16 protein-coding genes are annotated in these 18813 nt (G+C 70.0%); 9 read left to right on the top strand and 7 right to left on the bottom strand.

Annotation, left to right across the window (positions count from 1 at the left end):
* Positions 1-8: 8 nt before the first annotated feature.
* Positions 9-1415 (bottom strand): family 2B encapsulin nanocompartment shell protein, encoded by a 1407-nt coding sequence (locus ACHBTE_RS27135; RefSeq protein WP_394726732.1) that lies wholly within the window; start codon positions 1413-1415, stop codon positions 9-11.
* Between the two features lie 372 nt (positions 1416-1787).
* Between ACHBTE_RS27135 and ACHBTE_RS27130 the strand changes: the two genes are divergently transcribed.
* Positions 1788-2378, top strand: coding sequence for an N-acetylmuramoyl-L-alanine amidase (locus ACHBTE_RS27130; protein ID WP_394726731.1), 591 nt, complete (start codon positions 1788-1790; stop codon positions 2376-2378).
* An 81-nt stretch (positions 2379-2459) separates the two neighbouring features.
* Positions 2460-3362 (top strand): 1-aminocyclopropane-1-carboxylate deaminase/D-cysteine desulfhydrase, encoded by a 903-nt coding sequence (locus tag ACHBTE_RS27125; RefSeq protein WP_394726730.1) that lies wholly within the window; start codon positions 2460-2462, stop codon positions 3360-3362.
* Here ACHBTE_RS27125 and fxsT read toward each other — a convergent pair whose 3' ends face one another.
* Entirely contained in the window at positions 3363-6251 is a 2889-nt protein-coding gene (gene fxsT, locus ACHBTE_RS27120; RefSeq protein ID WP_394726729.1) for an FxSxx-COOH system tetratricopeptide repeat protein, read from the bottom strand. It lies immediately after the preceding gene.
* Between the two features lie 193 nt (positions 6252-6444).
* The gene (locus ACHBTE_RS27115) at positions 6445-8040 is read right to left on the bottom strand and encodes a Na+/H+ antiporter (RefSeq protein ID WP_394726728.1); all 1596 of its coding nucleotides are present in this window, start codon (positions 8038-8040) and stop codon (positions 6445-6447) included.
* A gap of 351 nt (positions 8041-8391) precedes the next feature.
* On the opposite strand from ACHBTE_RS27115, the gene ACHBTE_RS27110 reads away from it, so the two are divergent.
* The 3 genes from ACHBTE_RS27110 (at position 8392) to ACHBTE_RS27100 (ending at position 10520) form a co-directional block, all read left to right on the top strand.
* Positions 8392-8652, top strand: coding sequence for a UBP-type zinc finger domain-containing protein (locus ACHBTE_RS27110; RefSeq protein WP_394726727.1), 261 nt, complete (start codon positions 8392-8394; stop codon positions 8650-8652).
* Between the two features lie 270 nt (positions 8653-8922).
* Entirely contained in the window at positions 8923-9336 is a 414-nt protein-coding gene (locus tag ACHBTE_RS27105) for an anti-sigma regulatory factor (RefSeq protein WP_004925829.1), read from the top strand.
* Positions 9337-9353: 17 nt separating this feature from the next.
* Complete coding sequence (locus ACHBTE_RS27100; RefSeq protein ID WP_394726726.1) at positions 9354-10520, top strand: RNA polymerase sigma factor SigF; 1167 nt, start codon at positions 9354-9356, stop codon at positions 10518-10520.
* Positions 10521-10541: 21 nt separating this feature from the next.
* Here the strand turns inward: ACHBTE_RS27100 and ACHBTE_RS27095 are convergent, their stop codons facing one another.
* On the bottom strand, positions 10542-10988 hold the full coding sequence (locus ACHBTE_RS27095) for a hypothetical protein (RefSeq protein WP_394726725.1): 447 nt from the start codon (positions 10986-10988) through the stop codon (positions 10542-10544).
* A 151-nt stretch (positions 10989-11139) separates the two neighbouring features.
* Between ACHBTE_RS27095 and ACHBTE_RS27090 the strand changes: the two genes are divergently transcribed.
* Entirely contained in the window at positions 11140-12108 is a 969-nt protein-coding gene (locus ACHBTE_RS27090) for a diacylglycerol/lipid kinase family protein (RefSeq protein ID WP_394726724.1), read from the top strand.
* A gap of 317 nt (positions 12109-12425) precedes the next feature.
* Complete coding sequence (locus tag ACHBTE_RS27085; protein ID WP_016639615.1) at positions 12426-12683, top strand: WhiB family transcriptional regulator; 258 nt, start codon at positions 12426-12428, stop codon at positions 12681-12683.
* Positions 12684-12897: 214 nt separating this feature from the next.
* Here the strand turns inward: ACHBTE_RS27085 and ACHBTE_RS27080 are convergent, their stop codons facing one another.
* Both ACHBTE_RS27080 and ACHBTE_RS27075 read right to left on the bottom strand, forming a co-directional pair.
* Entirely contained in the window at positions 12898-14364 is a 1467-nt protein-coding gene (locus ACHBTE_RS27080) for a sensor histidine kinase (protein WP_394726776.1), read from the bottom strand.
* A 458-nt stretch (positions 14365-14822) separates the two neighbouring features.
* Positions 14823-15461: a TetR/AcrR family transcriptional regulator gene (locus tag ACHBTE_RS27075; RefSeq protein WP_394726723.1), complete on the bottom strand. Its 639-nt coding sequence runs from the start codon at positions 15459-15461 to the stop codon at positions 14823-14825.
* A gap of 87 nt (positions 15462-15548) precedes the next feature.
* On the opposite strand from ACHBTE_RS27075, the gene ACHBTE_RS27070 reads away from it, so the two are divergent.
* Positions 15549-16301 carry an SDR family oxidoreductase gene (locus tag ACHBTE_RS27070; protein WP_394726722.1) on the top strand — a complete coding sequence of 251 codons (753 nt, stop codon included), beginning with the start codon at positions 15549-15551 and terminating at the stop codon, positions 16299-16301.
* A 24-nt stretch (positions 16302-16325) separates the two neighbouring features.
* On the opposite strand, the gene ACHBTE_RS27065 is transcribed toward ACHBTE_RS27070, so the two are convergent.
* Positions 16326-17417: an SIS domain-containing protein gene (locus tag ACHBTE_RS27065; protein WP_394726721.1), complete on the bottom strand. Its 1092-nt coding sequence runs from the start codon at positions 17415-17417 to the stop codon at positions 16326-16328.
* 567 nt (positions 17418-17984) lie between these two features.
* On the opposite strand from ACHBTE_RS27065, the gene nagB reads away from it, so the two are divergent.
* Entirely contained in the window at positions 17985-18770 is a 786-nt protein-coding gene (gene nagB / locus ACHBTE_RS27060; protein ID WP_394726720.1) for a glucosamine-6-phosphate deaminase, read from the top strand.
* Positions 18771-18813: the final 43 nt, after the last annotated feature.

Here is an 18813-nt window from a genome sequence, read left to right as displayed (position 1 = left end):
GAGGAAGGTCACCGCCAGCGCCCGATCTCGACGTTCTCCAGCACACCGAGCGCGTCCGGGACGAGCACCGCGGCGGAGTAGTAGGCCGTCACCAGGTACTTGATGATGGCCTGTTCGTTGATGCCCATGAACCGGCAGGACAGGCTCGGCTCGATCTCGTCCGGGAGACCGGCCTGCTGAAGCCCGATGACGCCCTGTTCCGTCTCGCCCGTACGCATGGCGATGATCGAGGTCGTGCGGGCGTCGGTGACCGGGATCTTGTTGCACGGGAAGATGGGCACACCGCGCCAGGTGGGGATGCGGTTGCCCGCCATCTCGACGGTCTCGGGGACGAGGCCGCGCTTGTTCAGCTCGCGCCCGAACGCGGCGATCGCGCGCGGGTGGGCGAGGAACAGCTTGGTGCCGCGCCGCCGGCAGAGCAGCTCGTCCATGTCGTCGGGGCTCGGCACGCCGTCGTGCGGCTGGAGCCGCTGGTCGTACTCGCAGTTGTGGAGCAGCCCGAACTCGCGGTTGTTGATCAGCTCGTGCTCCTGGCGCTCCTTGAGCGCCTCGACCGTCAGCCGCAACTGCTGCTCGGTCTGGTTCATCGGCTGGTTGTAGAGGTCGGCCACGCGCGAGTGGATGCGCAGCACGGTCTGGGCAATGCTCAGTTCGTACTCGCGGGGCCGGGCCTCGTAGTCGACGAAGGTGTGCGGGATGTCCGGCTCGCCGCTGTGGCCGGCCGCGAGGTCGACCTCCTTCTCGCCGTACTTGTTGGTGCGCTGCTCGGGGATCGACCGCAGCTGCTGGAGGTGCTCGCGCAGGGAGTCGGCGCGCTCCGCGATGTGTTCGACGTCCTGACGGGGCAGGACGAGGACCGTGCAGGCGGTGACCGTCCGGGCGGTGTACTCCCAGATGGCGTCGGAGTCCAGGAGCGACTGGTCACCGAGGTAGGCCCCGTCGGCGAGGACCCCCAGCGACTCGTCCTCGCCGTACGGACCTGTGCCGATCTTCTCCACCCTGCCGTGGGCCAGCAGGTACACCTCGTCGGTCTGGCTGCCGAACGAGGCGATCACCTGCCCCGCCGCGAACTCCCGCTGCTGACAGCGCTGGGCGAGCTCGGACAGCACGTCCTCGTCGTCGTACGACCGCAGCGCCGGCAGCTCGCACAGCTCCTTCGGGATGACCTCGACGCGGTCGCCGGTCTTCACGAAGGTGATGCGTCCGTCCCCCACGGCGTAGGTCAGACGCCGGTTGACGCGGTACGTGCCGCCCTGCACGTTCACCCAAGGCAGCATGCGCAGCAGCCAGCGGGAGCTGATCTCCTGCATCTGGGGTGCGGACTTGGTCGTGGTGGCCAGGTTCCGCGCAGCCGCAGTGCCGAGGCTCTGCTGCGGCTTGCCCTGCTCTGTGCGGACCTCTTCGCCTACCGACATAGAGAATTGCCCTCCCGGTCATGCGGCGGCTCCGATCTGGCGCCGCGCATCGCAATCTGCACGACAGAGCCTTCCATCACGGAGTGTGTCTGTGCTATTACCCGAAAGAGCGGGAATGGATCACTCGGGCACTGGGCAAATAGAAGGCCCTTGTCCACTCTGGGACGCGACAGCGGCACCGATGCCTGCCCGGACGACGCCCTCCGCCCGCCCTCACAGCCCCCGCCGGCCCCGATCCCCTCGACTGGCCAAATCCAGTCGCACAGCGTGCGATTCAACAAGTCCGAGGAGTCCCGTCTGCCCGTTTTCGGTAAAGCACCGTTACGGGACGGCCGCGCACGGCGGCCGACGCACGGCACGAAGGAGGCGGCCATGGCCACACCCATGTCCGCGAGCAGATTCCTGGAGAGACTGAGAGCCGAGGGCGCGACGATCGTCGAGGTCGGCGATTGGGAGCACCACAACCGCAACCATGTGGGCCCTTGGGGCCCCGTCCACGGCGTGATGATCCACCACACCGTGACCAAGGGCAGCGCGCACACGGTCGAGCTGTGCCGCAAGGGCTATTCGGGCCTGCCGGGCCCGCTCTGTCACGGAGTCATCACCAAGGACGGCAGAGTCCACCTCGTCGGCTACGGCCGCGCCAACCACGCCGGCCTCGGCGACGACGACGTACTGCGCGCCGTCATCGCCGAGACGGCCCTGCCGCCCGACAACGAGGCCAACACCGACGGCAACCGCCACTTCTACGGCTTCGAGTGCGAGAACCTGGGCGACGGACAGGACCCCTGGCCGGCGGCGCAGCTGGAGGCCATCGAACGGGTCTCGGCGGCGATCTGCCGTCACCACGGCTGGAACGAGCGGTCGGTCATCGGCCATCTGGAATGGCAGCCGGGGAAGGTGGACCCCAGGGGCTTCACCATGGCGTCGATGCGGGAGCGGATCCGGGAACGCCTGCGATAGCGGACGCGTGGGGCGGGGCGCCGGGCGCGGGTCGGAGAGCTGGACGGTGAGCTGGTCCGTGGGTGGGGCGACAATGGCGACGTGACCAGCGCCGACTTCTCCGCTCTCCGTCCCCGGCTGCCCTCCGAGGTGCAGGAGCTCACGGACGGACGGTTCAGCCGTCACGGCGTCCGCCTGGTCCTCAAGCGTGACGATCTGATCCACCCGGAGCTGATCGGCAACAAATGGCGCAAGCTCGCGCCGAACCTGAAGGCCGCGGCCGGCCGCACCGTCGTCACCTTCGGCGGCGCCTACTCCAACCACCTGCGCGCCACCGCCGCCGCGGGACGCCTCCTCGGCATTCCCACGGTCGGTGTGGTGCGCGGCCAGGAACTCGCCCACCGCCCCCTCAACCCGTCGCTGGCGCGGTGCGTCGGCGACGGCATGCGGCTGCACTTCATCGACAGATCGACTTATCGCCGTAAGGCCGAACCGGAGACGCAGGCCGCCGTCCTGCGGGCCGCGGGCGCGCAGGACGCCTACGTCGTACCGGAGGGCGGCAGCAACGCCCTTGCCGTACGGGGCTGCCGGGCGCTCGGGGAGGAACTGCGCGGGCGGGGCGATGTGGTCGCGGTGGCGTGCGGCACGGGCGGGACGCTGGCCGGGCTGGCGGCCGGACTGGGTCCGGGGCAGCGGGCCCTCGGCTTCCCCGTGCTCAAGGGGGGCTTCCTGAGCGATGACATACGGGCGCTCCAGGCGGAGGCGTTCGGCGGGCCGAGGGGTGACTGGAGGCTGGAGGAACGGTTCCATTTCGGGGGGTACGCACGGACGACACCTGAACTCGAGGCCTTTGCGGAGGACTTCGAGCAACGGCATGGGGTGGCTGTGGAACGGCTTTATGTCGCCAAGTTGCTGTACGGGCTGGCCGTGTTGGTGGAGGAGGGGGCGTTCGAGGCCGGGGAGGTGGTGGTTGCCGTGGTGACGGGAGCGCCGTTCGGCGGGTGATCAGCGGGACTTTCTGCTGAAGCGACGCTTCGGCTTCGCCGTCAGCTTCTGCGCCTTGCGGTGGAGTCCCAGCCGCCGGTAGGCCGCGGCCAGCGACAGCATGGTGGTCCGGGTGGCCTCGTGGTCGTCGCCGAGCTTGCGGCGACGACGGGCGTGCACGTCCTCCAGCACCTTCGCGCCCGCCGCCAGAGAGCGCAGGTGGCACAGGGTGACACCGAGGTTGTGAGCCGAGGTGAGGGTGTCGTCGTGGTCCTCACCGAACACACGGCGACGCCGTACGACCGTGTCCTCCAGCAGGCGGCGGCCCTCCTCGTAGTCATGGGATTTGCGCAGGACAGCAGCGAGGGCGTCCGCGGAGTCCAGGGTCTGCGGGTGATCGGGCCCCAGAACGCGACGCCGCCAGGCGAGAACGTCCGCCATCATGCGGCGGGACTCGCTGTGCTCTCCCAGAGCGTTCAGGTTGACGGCGAGCGCGTACACGGCCTTGACGGTTTCGGGGTGATCCTCGCCGGAGGCGCGCCGCCGACGGGCGAGACCGTCCTCCAGCATGGTCCGCGCCTCGCGGTGTTCGCCCATCTCGTTCAGGGCGTCGGCAAGGCACTGAACGGCGTACAGGGTCACCGGATGGTCGTCGCCGAGGGTCTCCCTGCACCGGGCCTGGGTCTCCTCCTCCAAGCGGCGGGCCTCGGTCACGTCGCCAAGCGCCTGGAGGGACAGGGCGAGGCTCAGGGCTGACCGGAACGTCTCGGGGTTGTCGTCGCCGAGGATCCGACGCCGACGGCCCAGCGTGTCCTCCAGCATGTCGCGCGCCACGACATGCTCACCCATCCGGCCGAGGGCCGCGGCCAGGTTGTCGGCGGACTGAAGGGTCTCGGGGTGCTCGTCACCGAGCACGCGGCGCCGGTGGTCCAGCGTTTCCCGGTGGATGCGCAGTGACTCCTGATACTCACCGAGTGAGGCGAGCACCACGGCGAGGTCGTTGGCGGACTGCAAGGTGTCGGGGTCGTCATCGCCCAGCGTCCTGCGGCGACGTACCAAGGCATCCTCGATGATCGGCCGTGCACCCCGGATGTCGCCGAGGTCCGATGTCGCGTGGCCGAGGTACTGCGTGCAGGTCAGCACGTCGGGATGGTCCGGGCCCGACTCCGCGCTCCAGGTGTCCCGCAGGGTGGTGGCTAGCTCGGCCGCGGTCCGCGGCTGGGCGCTGCGGATCAGGAAGTTCACCGCGTTGCGGAGCAACGGGCGCAGCTCGGGCCGGCGAGCGACGTCTATGTGCTGCGCGATGAGATGCGATGTCAGGCTCGCCCAGCCGGGCCAGTCGCCCGGAGAGTACGGGTCTCCCGGGTCGACGGCCGCCAGGACCGCCGCCGCGTCGTCGTGGATCGCCTCCAGCTGCGCGGTGTCGACCTGGTCGCGCAGGACGGCCTGGGTGAGGCGATGGAGCTGCAACGCCTCACCGTCGATGCGGGCGAGGCCGTAGCGGCGCAGCGGTTCGAGCGCGGTCCGCGTCCACAACGGGTCGCCGGGGTCGCCGGGGATGGTGGTCAGCCGGGGGCGCGCGTTCACCAGCCACCCGGTGGGGATCGGTTCGGGGCCGAGAAACGCGGCGAGCCGGAGCAGGGCCGCCGCACCGGGGTGCTTGTCATCGAGGCCCTCGGTGGCGATCCCGACCGAGGCCGCCAACGGGACCGGATAGTCCGGCACTTCACCCAGGCGCAGAATCCGGCTCGTGCTGTCGCTCAGCAGCCGCCGGTAGAGGTCGACCGGCGGCCCGTTCTCGATCACGCCGGCAGCCTGGGCGAGTGCGAGCGGCAGATCACCGAGTTCCTGGGCCAGCGTGTCCGCCTGTTGCTCGGCGATGCCCGAGATCCGGGTCCGCAGATACGCCAGCGAGTCGGCCCTGGAGAACACGTCGAGGGCCGTGGTGTGGGCGAGGCGGCGCCAGTTGGGGTTGCGCGAGGTGATGAGCACATGTCCGGGGCCCTCGGGCAGCCACGGCTCGATCTGCTCCGGGTCCTCCGCGTTGTCGAGGATGATCAGCCACCGGGGGCGGGTGCGCAGGTGCTGAAGCAGCATCCGGGCGTTGTGCTCGGCACCGGCCTCGGCGAGGGCCACGCCGATCCGGTCGGCCAGCTCGGTGTAGTGAATCGGTATCTGGTCACTCTGTTCCGCGTCGATCCACCACACCAGGTCGTACTGACTGGCGAAACGGTGGGCGTACTCGACGGCGATCTGGGTCTTGCCGATGCCGCCCATGCCGTGCAGCGCGTAGACGACCGACTGCCGGCCGCTGAGCAGACTGTCGCGGAGCTGGACGATCTGGGCCTCGCGCCCGGAGAAGTCGCGATTGCGGCGGCGTACGTTCCACACGCCGGGTTCGTCCGGACCGCCGGGCAGTGCCGGCCTGGGCCCCTCCGGCAGCACGGGGGCCTCGGGCGCCTCGGGCGCGCTCCCCGGAAACGCCGGAGGCCCGGTCGGCCGCCCGCTCCCGTTGACCGCCTCCCGCAACGCCCTGATCGCGTCGGCCTCCCCCAGCCCGTGCAGGCTCTTGCGCACCTTCGAGGCGAGCAGCGGATCCACGTCGTGGTTGCTCAGCGGCTCGACCGCGAGCGGAATGATCCGGTCCCGGCGGGCGACCACCGCGGACCTCTCCTCCTGCGTCCAGCGCCCGACTTCGAAGTACGACTTGGAGAACAGGGCCACGACCGCGTCGGCCGTCTCCAGCCCGTCGTCCATGCGCCGGACGAAGTCGTCCCCGGTCCGCCAGTCCCAGACGTCGAGTTCGACGACGTGCCCGTCCCGCTCCAGATGCCACCCGACCCACTCCGCCCAGAGCCGGTCCGTCCCCGCGTAACTGATGAAGAACCGCTGTCCGGTGCCGCTCGTCATCGAGCCCCCCGAGTCACCCTGTGCCGACTGTGCCCACTTCGCCGATCGCGTCCCTTCTATGATCCACCGTCAGCCACGCGCGTGCACGGAAAAGCCGACGTACGGACAGCTCACCCACGAAAACCTGAGCCCGCCTCGAAGCCCGGTCCGCCTCCGCGCTCACCTCACTTCCGAGCTCACCCCACTTCCGAGCTCACCCCGCCTCCCGATACGCCGCCGCCTCCTCCAGGTCCAGCCTGCGCAGCAGTGTCCGGAGCATCTCGTCGTCGATGTACCGGCCGTCCCGCAGCTTCACGAACACCGCTCGCTCGGCACCGATCACCTCGCGGGACACGCGGCGGTAGGTGTCGTCGACGGACTCGCCGGTGACGGGGTTGGCCTGGCCCAGGCGCTCCCACACGGCGTTGCGGCGGCGTTCCACGACCGTACGCAGCCGGTCGGCCAGCGGCTCGGGGAGGGCGTTGCGCTCGTCGGAGAGGAGTTCCTCCAGGCGGCGTTCGGCGGCACGGGAGGCCTGCGCCTGGGCGTTGGCCTCCGCGAGGGTCTCGGCCTGCACGTCCCTGCCGGGCAGTTCGAGCAGCCGGACCAGCGGCGGCAGCGTCACGCCCTGGACGACGAGCGTGCCGATGACGGTCGTGAAGGTCAGGAAGAGGATGAGGTTGCGCTCGGGGAAGTCCTCGCCGTCGTGCAGGGTGAGCGGGATGGAGAAGGCGATGGCCAGGGACACCACACCGCGCATACCGGCCCAGGAGATGATGAACGGCCCCTTCCAGGTCAGGTCGGCCTCGCGCTCCCGGATCCGCGCCGACAGCATCCGGGGCAGGAAGGTCGCCGGATACACCCAGACGAACCGCGAGACGACGACCGCGAGGAACACGGCGAACGCGTACCAGGCGGCACGGCCGCCCTCGTACTCGCCGAGGCCCTTGAGGACCACGGGCAGTTGGAGTCCGATCAGCGCGAACACCGCGGACTCCAGCACGAACGCGACCATCCTCCACACCGCCTCCTCCTGGAGCCGGGTGGCGAAGTCGACCTCCCACGCGCGGTGTCCGAGGAACAGCGCGACGACCACGACAGCAAGCACTCCGGAGGCATGCACCTGCTCGGCGGCGGCGTAGGCGGCGAACGGGATCAGCAGGGAGAGCGTGTTCTGTAGCAGCGCCTCCTTGAGGTGCGTGCGCAGCCAGTGGATCGGCACCATCAGCACCAGCCCCATGCCGATGCCGCCGACCGCGGCGAGCAGGAACTCGCCGATACCACCGGCCCAGGTGGCGCCCTCCCCGACGGCAGCCGCGAGCGCCACGCGATAGGCGGTGATCGCGGTGGCGTCGTTCACCAGGGACTCACCCTGCAGGATCGTGGTGATCCGGGACGGCAGCCCCACCCGCCGCGCGACCGCCGTCGCCGCGACCGCGTCCGGCGGCGCCACCACCGCGCCCAGCACCAGCGCCGCGGTCAGCGGCAGATCCGGCACCACGAGATAGGCGACCCATCCGACGGCGAAGGTCGCGAAGAGGACGTACCCCACCGACAGCAGCATCACGGGCCGCAGTTGGGCCCGCAGATCGAGGTACGAGCTGTCCGTCGCCGCGCTGTGCAGCAGCGGGGGCAGCACCAGCGGCAGGACGATGTGCGGGTCGAGGGTGTACTCGGGCACGCCCGGCACGTACGACACCGCGAGGCCCGCGGCGACCAGCAGCAGCGGCGCCGGGACCGGCGACCTCCGGCCGGCCGCCGCGACGGCGGCGCTGCCCGCGATCAGCAACAGCAGCGGCATCACGTCCATACGCCTCGCCCACCCATCGCACCACCGGCCCGCCGGCCGGTCACACCGCCACGACGCTCACCGATCACACCGCCACCACGCCCAGCGGCCGCACCACCATGCCGGCCGTACGATCCGCCGCCATGCCGGCCGTACGACCCGCCGCCGTGCCCGCCGTACGACCCGTCGCCGTGCCCGCCGGTCGGCCCGCTCCCCGGCCGCCCACCCGTCAGCACCGGCCGGAGTCCTCTCTCGGCTGCGCCGCCACCGCGACCCGGTTCATGGTCTTCGCCCGCTCTCGTTCATCTCCGCCGCGGCCCGCCCTCGATTTTTCCGCGCGATCGCGCACGTGGCCGTCGTAACCTGGCAATCATGAAACAGTGCACGCACGCCGACGCGCTGCCGCACCCGGAACCCGTCCCGCTCAGCGAGACGTGCCTGGAGTGTCTGGCGGACGGAGCGCATCCGGTACAGCTGCGGCTGTGCCTGTCCTGCGGTCACGTCGGCTGCTGCGACTCCTCTCCGGGACGGCACGCCACGGAGCACCACAAGGAATCCGGGCATCCCGTCATGCGGACGTTCGAGCCCGGCGAGGCCTGGCGCTGGTGCTTTGTCGACCACGTACTCGTATGACGGGGACGTACCCTGGACGACCGAGGAACCGGACGGTTCGACCGTCTGACGTCTGGGTACGTCAAACCGGCGCGCGCTCTTCCCAATTGGGCCCGCAGACCCCCTAGCCACGGAGCGTATCCGTGTGTTTACTATGAGTGACAGCAAGGGGTTGGGGTCCTGGGGACAGGAAACTTCGAAGCGCGGTAGCGTCACCGCTGAACCACACATCGCGTTACCCCGAGGGGCGACCCTCGGCCCCGAGAAGCTTGTACCACCTTGGAGGTGAGGGTGTCCCAGATCGCAGGCGAGCCCGCGACCCAGGACTTCGTGGAAGTCCGGCTGCCGGCTGCGGGTGCCTACCTGTCGGTGCTGCGTACGGCGACTGCCGGCCTCGCGGCCCGTTTGGACTTCACCCTCGACGAGATCGAGGACCTGCGCATCGCGGTGGACGAGGCCTGCGCGATCCTGCTCCAGCAGGCCGTGCCCGGCTCGGTGCTCAGCTGTGTCTTCCGACTCGTCGACGATTCGCTCGAGGTCACCGTCTCGGCCCCGACCACGGACGGCCACGCCCCCTCCAGGGACACCTTCGCCTGGACCGTGCTGTCCGCCCTCGCGGGCAAGGTCTCCTCCGCCGTGGACGAGGACAAAACCGTTTCGATCAGCCTCTACAAACAGCGCGGCGCGGGACCAGGGCCGGCGTGAGGAACGGGGACGGGCCGGTGCGGGACGAAGAGCGCGGCACACGGGAGCTGCCGGAAAGCACTCCCCCCTGCTCGGACGGAGCCGAGAGCCTGGGGGCGGGCCCGAGTGGCCCGAGCGCTTCCCGACGCATGGTCGACGGCATCGACGGCATCCCCGAGCAGGCCCGGCCACACCCGGAGGACGACTCCGTGGCGACCGGCCTCCTCGACGACGGACGGGCTGACGAAGGTGCCGTACAGGGCGCGCCTCCGGGCGGGCGGATCGGGATCGCCCCTGTCCATGGGGGTCCCTCCGCTCGAGCCAATCCGAGACTGGGGGCGGAGGCGAGGGCTCGGGAGAGGGCGACGGGCAGGACGATGAGCGAGCACGAGCGAAACGCCGAGGACGCGGCGACGGGCACGCACGGCGCGCAGGCCACGCATCACGAACCACAGGACCGCAGCGGGGCGCGCGCCATGTTCGTCGAGCTGCGCAAGCTGACAGACGGCAGCCCTGAGTACGCCGAGCTGCGCAATCGGCTGGTCCGGATGCATCTGCCGCTCGTCGAACACCTCGCACGCCGCTTCCGCAACCGCGGCGAGCCGCTGGACGACCTCACCCAGGTCGCCACGATCGGCCTGATCAAGTCGGTCGACCGGTTCGACCCGGAGCGCGGCGTCGAGTTCTCGACATATGCGACCCCGACGGTCGTCGGCGAGATCAAGCGGCACTTCCGCGACAAGGGCTGGGCGGTGCGGGTGCCGCGGCGCCTCCAGGAGCTGCGGCTGGCCCTGACCACGGCCACGGCCGAGCTGTCCCAGCTGCACGGCCGCTCGCCCACCGTCCATGAACTCGCCGAGAAGCTGGCGATCTCGGAGGAGGAGGTCCTGGAGGGCCTGGAGTCCGCCAACGCGTACTCCACGCTGTCCCTGGACGTCCCCGACACGGACGACGAGTCCCCGGCGGTCGCCGACACCCTCGGCGCGGAGGACGAGGCACTGGAGGGCGTCGAGTACCGGGAGTCGCTCAAGCCGCTGCTGGAGGATCTCCCGCCGCGCGAGAAGCGGATCCTGCTGCTGCGCTTCTTCGGCAACATGACTCAGTCGCAGATCGCGCAGGAGGTCGGCATCTCCCAGATGCATGTCTCCCGGCTGCTGGCGCGCACCCTGGCCCAGCTGCGGGAGAAGCTGCTGGTGGAGGAGTGACGGCAGGCTGAGAGCCGCCGGTCACTTCTGGTCGGGTGCGCTGCCGGGCCCCCGGATCCCGAGGGCCTCGGTCGTCGCCGGATTGACCAGGAACACAAGCGTGACGACGGCGGCCACCGCGAGCACGATGCCCGCCGGGATGGCGATGCTGTCGGCCTGGAGCAGGCTGTAGGCCACCGGCAGCGCCAGGATCTGCGTGATGACGGACGGTCCGCGGCTCCAGCTGCGCTGAGCGAACAGGCCCCGCGCGGCGAGCAACGGCAGCAAGGCCAGCGCCACGAGCGTCACCCCCAGGGTGACGGCCTGCTGCCGGTCGTCCGGCTCACCGGTCAGCCCCAGCACCAGCACCCACACGCCCCCGACGGCGAGCCCCAGCCCTTCCAGCGCGGTGAGGATCGCCGCGTAAGTCAGCCGCCGCGGACGCGGTCCGGTGGTCTCCGGGGTGAGAGGGCTCTGCTGCTTGGTCACCCCTGAAGGGTAGCCCGCCCGGACATCGCCCTCGCAGGCCGAGGCACGCGCCGGCCGACACAGTCCCCCGTGTCGAGGCTCACGCCCGCTCTCTTCCCCGATCCCCACCTCGACCTGTGCCCAGTACCCCCCAGTAGGTACGCTGCCACTCATGCGTGCACTTCTCGTGGTCAATCCGGCAGCAACCACCACAAGCGCACGTACGCGCGATGTCCTGATCCATGCGCTGGCCAGCGAGATGAAACTCGAGGCGGTCACCACCGAGTACCGAGGCCACGCCCGTGACCTGGGCCGGCATGCCGCGGAGAGCGACGACGTCGACCTCGTGGTCGCCCTGGGCGGCGACGGCACGGTGAACGAGGTCGTCAACGGCCTCCTGCACCACGGCCCCGACCCCGATCGCCTCCCCCGCCTCGCGGTGGTCCCCGGTGGCTCCACCAACGTCTTCGCCCGCGCCCTCGGCCTGCCGAACGACGCCGTAGAGGCGACCGGCGCCCTGCTCGACGCCCTGCGCGAGGGCAGCGAACGTACCGTCGGCATGGGCATAGCGGCGGGCACCCCGGGCACCGCCGACGAGGCCGTACCGGGCAGATGGTTCACCTTCTGCGCGGGGCTCGGCTTCGACGCGGGCGTCGTCGGACGGGTCGAGCAGCAGCGCGAGCAGGGCAAGCGGTCCACGCACGCCCTTTATCTGCGCCAGGTGGCACGCCAGTTCCTCCAGGAACCCAATCGCCGGCACGGCACGATCACGCTGGAGCGCCCGGGCCATGATCCCGTGACCGATTTGGTGCTTTCCATAGTCTGCAACACCGCTCCGTGGACGTATCTGCTCAATCGTCCCGTGTACGCGGCACCTAAGGCATCGTTCGATACCGGACTCGACGTACTCGGTCTCAGCCGCATGTCCACCGTCGCGGTTGCCCGGTATGCGACCCAGTTGCTCACTTCGTCCCCCGAGCGGGGACCCCATGGCAAGCACGCCGTCTCACTGCATGACCTGGACCAGTTCACCTTGCATTCGAAGGTCCCGTTGCCCCTCCAGATGGACGGCGACCACCTCGGGCTGCGTACGAGCGTGACGTTCACAGGCGTACGCCGTGCACTGCGTGTGATTGTGTGAGCGGAACGGGCTAAAGTCCTTTCACTCGAACGTTTAGGCCAGGATCCACCCCATGGAAGTACGGCTGTGACCTAGTCGACACCGAGGAATCAAAAAAAACTTTCCGGAAGGGGTTGTATCCGCCGCTGAGGTTTGCGAGTCTCTACGTGGCGATCGGGACGGCCCGCAAGACCGGCCTCCACTGATCACCGGAACCCCTCTCCAAATCACAGGACCTCGTCAGGGAACCTGACGGTCGGCCCTTCACTTGTTGAGGGATTCGTGAAAGCGTTCACATTCACAAGCAATCAGCAGTAATACAAGGAGAGGTAGCAGCCATGGACTGGCGTCACAACGCCGTTTGCCGCGAGGAAGACCCCGAGCTCTTCTTCCCCATCGGCAACACCGGTCCTGCGCTGCTGCAGATCGAGGAAGCCAAGGCCGTCTGCCGTCGCTGCCCGGTTATGGAGCAGTGCCTGCAGTGGGCGCTCGAGTCCGGTCAGGACTCCGGCGTCTGGGGTGGTCTCAGCGAGGACGAGCGCCGCGCCATGAAGCGCCGCGCCGCCCGCAACCGGGCCCGTCAGGCCTCCGCCTGACACACCCACCCCGTTAAAACAGCCTGAGCTTGGCGGCGCGTACAGCGAGTACGCATCTCCCGCCCCCGAGCCGCAGCGCGCAGTACCCCCGATGCGCAGCAAAAGCTGGCAACGAGCATGTTGAGCCCCAGCCCCCTGAACGGGCTGGGGCTCTTTGCTGTCCAGGGGCGGCCACGGCGCTGTCGTTGACAGCGGCCGGCCGCGCGCCTCGGCGCTACTTGGGTGTCCGCACCGGAATGTCGAGGATCACCCGGGTCCCCCGCTCCGGCGCGGGAACCATGTCGAACGTGCCCCCCAACTCGCCCTCCACCAGGGTCCGTACGATCTGGAGGCCGAGGTTGCCCGCGGTGTGCGGGTCGAAGTCCTCGGGCAGGCCCACGCCGTCGTCCTGGACGGTGACCAGCAGGCGGACCTGCTTCGACGTGCCGCCGCGCACCGCCGAGACCTCGACCGTGCCGGCGTCGCCGTCGCGGAAGCCGTGCTCCAGCGCGTTCTGGAGGACCTCGGTCAGGACCATCGACAGCGGGGTGGCGACCTCGGCGTCAAGGGTGCCGAAGCGGCCGGTGCGACGGCCGGTGACCTTGCCCGGTGAGATCTCGGCGACCATCGCCAGGACCCGGTCGGCGATCTCGTCGAACTCCACGCGTTCGTCGAGGTTCTGGGAGAGCGTCTCGTGCACGATCGCAATCGAGCCGACCCGCCGCACCGCCTCTTCGAGAGCCTCACGACCACGGTCGGACTCGATACGCCGGGCCTGGAGGCGGAGCAGGGCGGCCACCGTCTGGAGGTTGTTCTTGACGCGGTGGTGGATCTCCCGGATGGTCGCGTCCTTGGTGATCAACTCGCGCTCGCGACGGCGCAGTTCGGTGACGTCCCGGAGCAGGACCAGCGAACCGATGCGGGGGCCCTTGGGTTTGAGCGGAATCGCCCGGAATTGGATGACGCCGTCACCCGACTCGATCTCGAACTCGCGGGGCGCCCACCCGCTCGCGACCTTGGCGAGCGCCTCGTCCACCGGCCCATGGGTGGGGGCGAGTTCGGCCGTGGTCTTGCCCAGGTGGTGGCCGACCAGGTCGGCGGCGAGGCCGAGCCGGTGGTAGGCGGACAGCGCGTTCGGGGAGGCGTACTGGACGATGCCGTCGGCGTCGACGCGGATCAGGCCGTCGCCGACGCGGGGCGAGGCGTCCATGTCGACTTGCTGATTGGCGAACGGGAACGCTCCGGCCGCGATCATCTGCGCGAGATCCGAGGCGCTCTGGAGGTAGGTCAGCTCCAGGCGGCTCGGGGTGCGGACCGTCAGCAGGTTGGTGTTGCGGGCGATGACACCCAGGACGCGGCCGTCCCGTCGTACCGGGATCGACTCGACGCGGACCGGCACCTCCTCGCGCCACTCGGGGTCGCCCTCGCGCACGATCCGGCCCTCGTCGAGCGCGGCGTCCAGCATCGGACGGCGGCCACGCGGGACGAGATGGCCGACCATGTCGTCCTGGTACGAGGTGGGGCCGGTGTTGGGCCGCATCTGTGCCACTGAGACATACCGCGTGCCGTCACTGGTGGGTACCCACAGAACGAGGTCGGCGAAGGAGAGGTCGGAGAGCAGCTGCCACTCCGAGACCAGCAGATGGAGCCACTCGAGGTCGGAGTCGTCGAGGGCCGTGTGCTGGCGTACGAGTTCGTTCATGGAGGGCACGTGGCCGAGCGTACCTGGCGGTTCGGACATCACTCGAAACCAGCCACCGGGGAAGCGATCAGGCCGATCGGGCCGTTCGACCGACCGCGCTGAATCCGTCGCAGAAACACCCGCGGGCCGCGGCGCCTGAGAGGGACCCTCAACCCTCCCGGCACCGCAGCCCGGAGCAATATCGGCCGTGGGGTGTGCGGTCCCGGTCGGCCGAAGGATGAGGAGCCGGGGCAGTCAGGGCAGAGAGCTCCGGTTCCTCGGTCCGCCTTCCTGTGCGGGGAAGACGGAAGTCGGTGCGTTCTTGTCCTACGCACTCCTTCGCATTGTGGACTAGACCACTCTGGTGTGTCCATGCGTGGGAGGCTGTTTGCCGTTGATGCTTTCTCTCGGCGTCCCGGCCGGTCTGAGTGACCAGTAGGACGCTCTGGCATGCACCACGCAGCCTAACCCGTGTGGGTTCATGTGCGGGGCCAGATGGCCATGGCAATTTCCGCGAGCGCCTCCAGTTCCTCCCGGCTCGCCCCGTCGCGCGCCTGTTGTGACATGCCCTGGATCATCGCGCCGGCATGCCGGGCCAGCGCGGCGGAATCGGTGCCGGCGGGGAGGGTGCCCGCGGCGACATCCGCGTCGATCCGACTGCGGATGGCGGCGATGTTGGCATTGCGCCGCCCTCGCAGCGACTCCTCGACCTCGGGTGTCGAGCAGTTGGTCGCCGCATGGACGACCAGGCAGCCCTGCGGATGGGCGGGATCGGTGTACTCGGCGGCGGCTTCGCGCAGCATCCGCGCCACGGCGGCACGGGCGGTGATCTCCTCGGCGAGGGCGCGATCGGCGAAGGAGCCGTAGCGCACGCCGTATTCGCGGACGACCTCCTCGAACAGCGACTGCTTGTCGCCGAAGGCGGCGTACAGGCTCGGGGCGCCGATGTCCATGACACGAGTGAGGTCGGAGACGGAGGTCGCCTCGTAGCCGTGCTCCCAGAAGGCGAGGATCGCCTTCTCCAGGGCGGTCTCGCGATCGAAGGAGCGGGGACGGCCGCGGGGCTTGGTCGTGCGCCCGGCCTTCGCCTCGGTCTCGTTGCTCACCATGGAGTGCATTTTATAGCGGGCGCTAGACAAATGACGAGCGCGTGATCTACGGTCATTTTTGTATCGACCGCTAGAGAAATCAGAGGGGGCGTCGGCATGGGTGCGCTTGCGGGCAGGACGGTTCTCGTCACGGGGGCGAGCCGCGGGATCGGCCGCGGCATCGCGGAGCGACTGGGACGCGACGGTGCGCGGGTCGGCGTGCACTACGGCAGGAACGAGGCGGCGGCGAAGGAGACGGTCGCCGCTATCGAGGCGGCGGGCGGTTCGGCGTTCACCCTCGGCGTCGAGCTGGGGGTGCCCGGGGACGCCGAGGCGCTGTGGGAGGAGTTCGACCGGCACGCGGACGGGCTGGACGTGTTGGTGAACAACGCCGGGATCGGCAACACACGGCCGATCGAGGAGATCGAGGAGCGGGAGTACGACGCCGTCTTCGCAGTGAATGTGAAGGCGCCGTTCTTCATCGTCAAGCACGGCATGACGCGACTGCGGGACGGCGGCCGGGTCATCAACATCTCGTCGGGCCTGGCCCGGACCGCGGTGATGCCCGAGAACATGGCGTACGCGATGACGAAGGGCGCGCTGGACGTCCTCACCCGGGACCTGTCCAAGGTTCTGGGTCCTCGGGGCATCAGGGTGAACTCCGTGGCACCGGGCCTGATCGACACCGACAACACCGCCGAGTTCCTGCACGGCACCGAGGGCGGCTGGGCGCGGGCAGAGGCGATATCGGCGCTGGGCGGGGTCGGGACGCCGGCCGAGGTCGCGGACGTGGTGGCGTTCCTGGCCTCGGAGGATGGCCGGTGGGTCACGGGGAGCTGGGTGGACGCGACGGGGGGCTCGATCACCTGAGGGGACCGGCGGGCTCGATGGACCTCAGCTGGTCTCCGTCACCTTCGCCAAGGCGCGCGGGGCGTCCGGGTCCTGTCCGCGGGCGATGGTGACCTCGTACGCCAGGAGCTGGAGCGGGAGGATCTCCAGGATCGGCTGCACCTCCTCGGCGGCCTCCTCCGTGGGCAGGACGAAGCCGGCCGAGGCCCGCTCGACCTGGTGCCGGGGCCCGATGACGACCAGGTCGGCGCCGCGGCCACGGAGTCGGTCGAGCACCGGCTGGAGCGCCTCGCCGCCCTTGCCGTCGGGGACGACCGCGATCACCGGGGAGACGTTGTCGACCATGGCGAGCGGGCCGTGCAGGAGGTCGGCGCCGGAGTAGGCGAGTGCCGGGATGTAGCTGGTCTCCATCAGCTTCAGGGCGGCTTCCTTGGCCGTGGGGTAGCCGTAGCCACGGGAGGTGATGACCATGCGTTCGGCGAATCGGTAGCGGGCGGCGAGGACGCGGACCTCGTCCTGCCGGGCGAGCAGTTGCTCGGCCTGGTGCGGCAGCACCTTGGCGGGGACGCCGTCGCCGCCGCGCAGACCCTCGACGAGGAGGTACAGAGTGAGAAGGGAGGCCGTATAGGTCTTGGTCGCGGGGAGGGCCCTCTCGGGTCCGGCCATGATGTCGAGGTGGTACTCGGAGACGGCGGCCAGCGGTGAGTCGGGGTTGTTGGTCACCGCGAGCGTGATCGCACCGGCCTGCCTGGCGGCCCGGGTCGAGGCGACGAGGTCCGGGGAACCGCCGGACTGACTGACGGTGACGACGAGGACATCGGTGAGGTCGGGGCGGGCGCCGTACGCCGTGGTGGTCGACATCGAGGTCAGACCGCAGGGCAGGCCGAGGCGGATCTCCATCAGGTACTTGGCGTACAGCGCGGCGTGGTCGGAGGTGCCGCGGGCGGTGAGCAGGGCGAAGCGGGGGGCTCGGGCGGCGATCTCCTGGGCGACCTTGCGGATGGCGGGGGCGCCCTGGGTCAGGATCCGGCGCAGCACGGCGGGCTGTTCGGCCATCTCGCGGGCCATGATGCGGCCGGGGAGGTCGTTGTGCGGGGCGTGGGGGTCGGGCGGGTACGGGGTGCTGGCGGTGGTCATGGGGCCCTTCCTGCTCTAGCGCTCGCCGTGGCTCGCGCTGGTCGCGCCGGGCGGGGCGTCGGCGGCCGGTCACCGGTGGCTCGTCGTCGGTCGCCGGTCGCCGGTCGCCGGTCGCCGCTGGTGCTTTGGACGCACAGCTCCATTCCACTCCCGAACAGGGGATGACGCCCGCCCACGATTCCCGGGCGCCCGGCTCCTCTGCCGCCGGCGCCGTCCCCTGCCACCGGCGCCGACCTCTCCCTCCCCTCCCCTCACCTCGCCCCCTGCCGTCCCCTCTTCTCCCGTCCCCTCCCCCCTCCGAGCCATGGCGCGCCCCCAGCTCTCTCCCCCTGCCCGTCCGCAGGTTTCGCCCTCTCCCGACGCCCGCAGGTCGCCCTCCGCCGACGCCCGCAGAAACGCCCGCCAACCCCCTGCGGAGCCGCCGGCAACCCGCTCCTTCGTCCCCCGCTCAATCGCCGGCAACCCGTTCCTTCGCCTGGGCCCCGAAGGCCCGCTCTGTTAGATTGGTCTAAACCACATGCCCCTTCAGGGTGCCCTTCGAGTCCCTCTTCAGATCGGCAGGCCAGCGTGGAAGTTGTCATCGTTCCGGACGCCAAGGCGGGTGGCGAGCTGATAGCCGAAGCCATGGCGCAGCTGCTCAGGCGCAAGCCCGACGCCGTGCTCGGCGTGGCCACCGGGTCGACTCCGCTGCCCGTCTACACGGCGCTCACGGCCAAGGTGGCTTCCGGTGCCGTGGACGCCTCGCGCGCTCGGATCGCGCAGCTCGACGAATATGTGGGGCTGCCCGCCGAGCACCTGGAGTCTTACCGGTCGGTGCTGCGGCGTGAGGTGCTGGAGCCCCTCGGGATCGGGATGGACGCGTTCATGGGGCCCGACGGTACGGCCGAGGATGTGCAGGGGGCCTGCGAGGCGTATGACGCGGCGCTCGCCGCGGCGGGGGGCGTCGATCTCCAGTTGCTCGGGATCGGGACGGACGGACACATCGGGTTCAACGAGCCGTGCTCGTCACTGGCCTCCCGGACCCGGATCAAGACGCTGACCGAGCAGACACGGGTCGACAACGCGCGGTTCTTCGACGGGGACATCGAGCAGGTGCCGCATCACGTCATCACCCAGGGGATCGGGACGATCCTGGAGGCACGGCACCTGGTTCTGCTGGCCACCGGTGAGGGCAAGGCGGACGCGGTCGCCGCCACCGTCGAGGGGCCGGTCGCTGCGGTCTGCCCGGCCTCGGCGCTGCAACTGCACCCGCACGCCACGGTCGTCGTGGACGAGGGGGCGGCGTCCAAGCTGAAGCTCGCGGACTACTTCCGGCACACCTATGCCAACAAGCCGGACTGGCAGGGGATTTAGGGACGGGCCAGGAAGGGCCGGGACAGGACGGGCCGGGAAGGGC

The organism is Streptomyces sp. M41, from assembly GCF_043673425.1.
In the GTDB taxonomy this organism is placed as follows: Bacteria; Actinomycetota; Actinomycetes; order Streptomycetales; family Streptomycetaceae; genus Streptomyces.
This window is presented reverse-complemented; position numbering and strand designations above follow the sequence as displayed.

Coding starts and splice junctions, on each gene's coding strand:
- ACHBTE_RS27135 (WP_394726732.1), bottom strand. CDS start 1,415: ATGTCGGTAGGCGAAGAGGTCCGCACAGAGCAGGGCAAGCCGCAGCAG.
- ACHBTE_RS27130 (WP_394726731.1), top strand. CDS start 1,788: ATGGCCACACCCATGTCCGCGAGCAGATTCCTGGAGAGACTGAGAGCC.
- fxsT (WP_394726729.1), bottom strand. CDS start 6,251: ATGACGAGCGGCACCGGACAGCGGTTCTTCATCAGTTACGCGGGGACG.
- ACHBTE_RS27115 (WP_394726728.1), bottom strand. CDS start 8,040: ATGGACGTGATGCCGCTGCTGTTGCTGATCGCGGGCAGCGCCGCCGTC.
- ACHBTE_RS27110 (WP_394726727.1), top strand. CDS start 8,392: ATGAAACAGTGCACGCACGCCGACGCGCTGCCGCACCCGGAACCCGTC.
- ACHBTE_RS27090 (WP_394726724.1), top strand. CDS start 11,140: ATGCGTGCACTTCTCGTGGTCAATCCGGCAGCAACCACCACAAGCGCA.
- ACHBTE_RS27085 (WP_016639615.1), top strand. CDS start 12,426: ATGGACTGGCGTCACAACGCCGTTTGCCGCGAGGAAGACCCCGAGCTC.
- ACHBTE_RS27080 (WP_394726776.1), bottom strand. CDS start 14,364: ATGAACGAACTCGTACGCCAGCACACGGCCCTCGACGACTCCGACCTC.
- ACHBTE_RS27075 (WP_394726723.1), bottom strand. CDS start 15,461: ATGCACTCCATGGTGAGCAACGAGACCGAGGCGAAGGCCGGGCGCACG.
- ACHBTE_RS27070 (WP_394726722.1), top strand. CDS start 15,549: ATGGGTGCGCTTGCGGGCAGGACGGTTCTCGTCACGGGGGCGAGCCGC.
- ACHBTE_RS27065 (WP_394726721.1), bottom strand. CDS start 17,417: ATGACCACCGCCAGCACCCCGTACCCGCCCGACCCCCACGCCCCGCAC.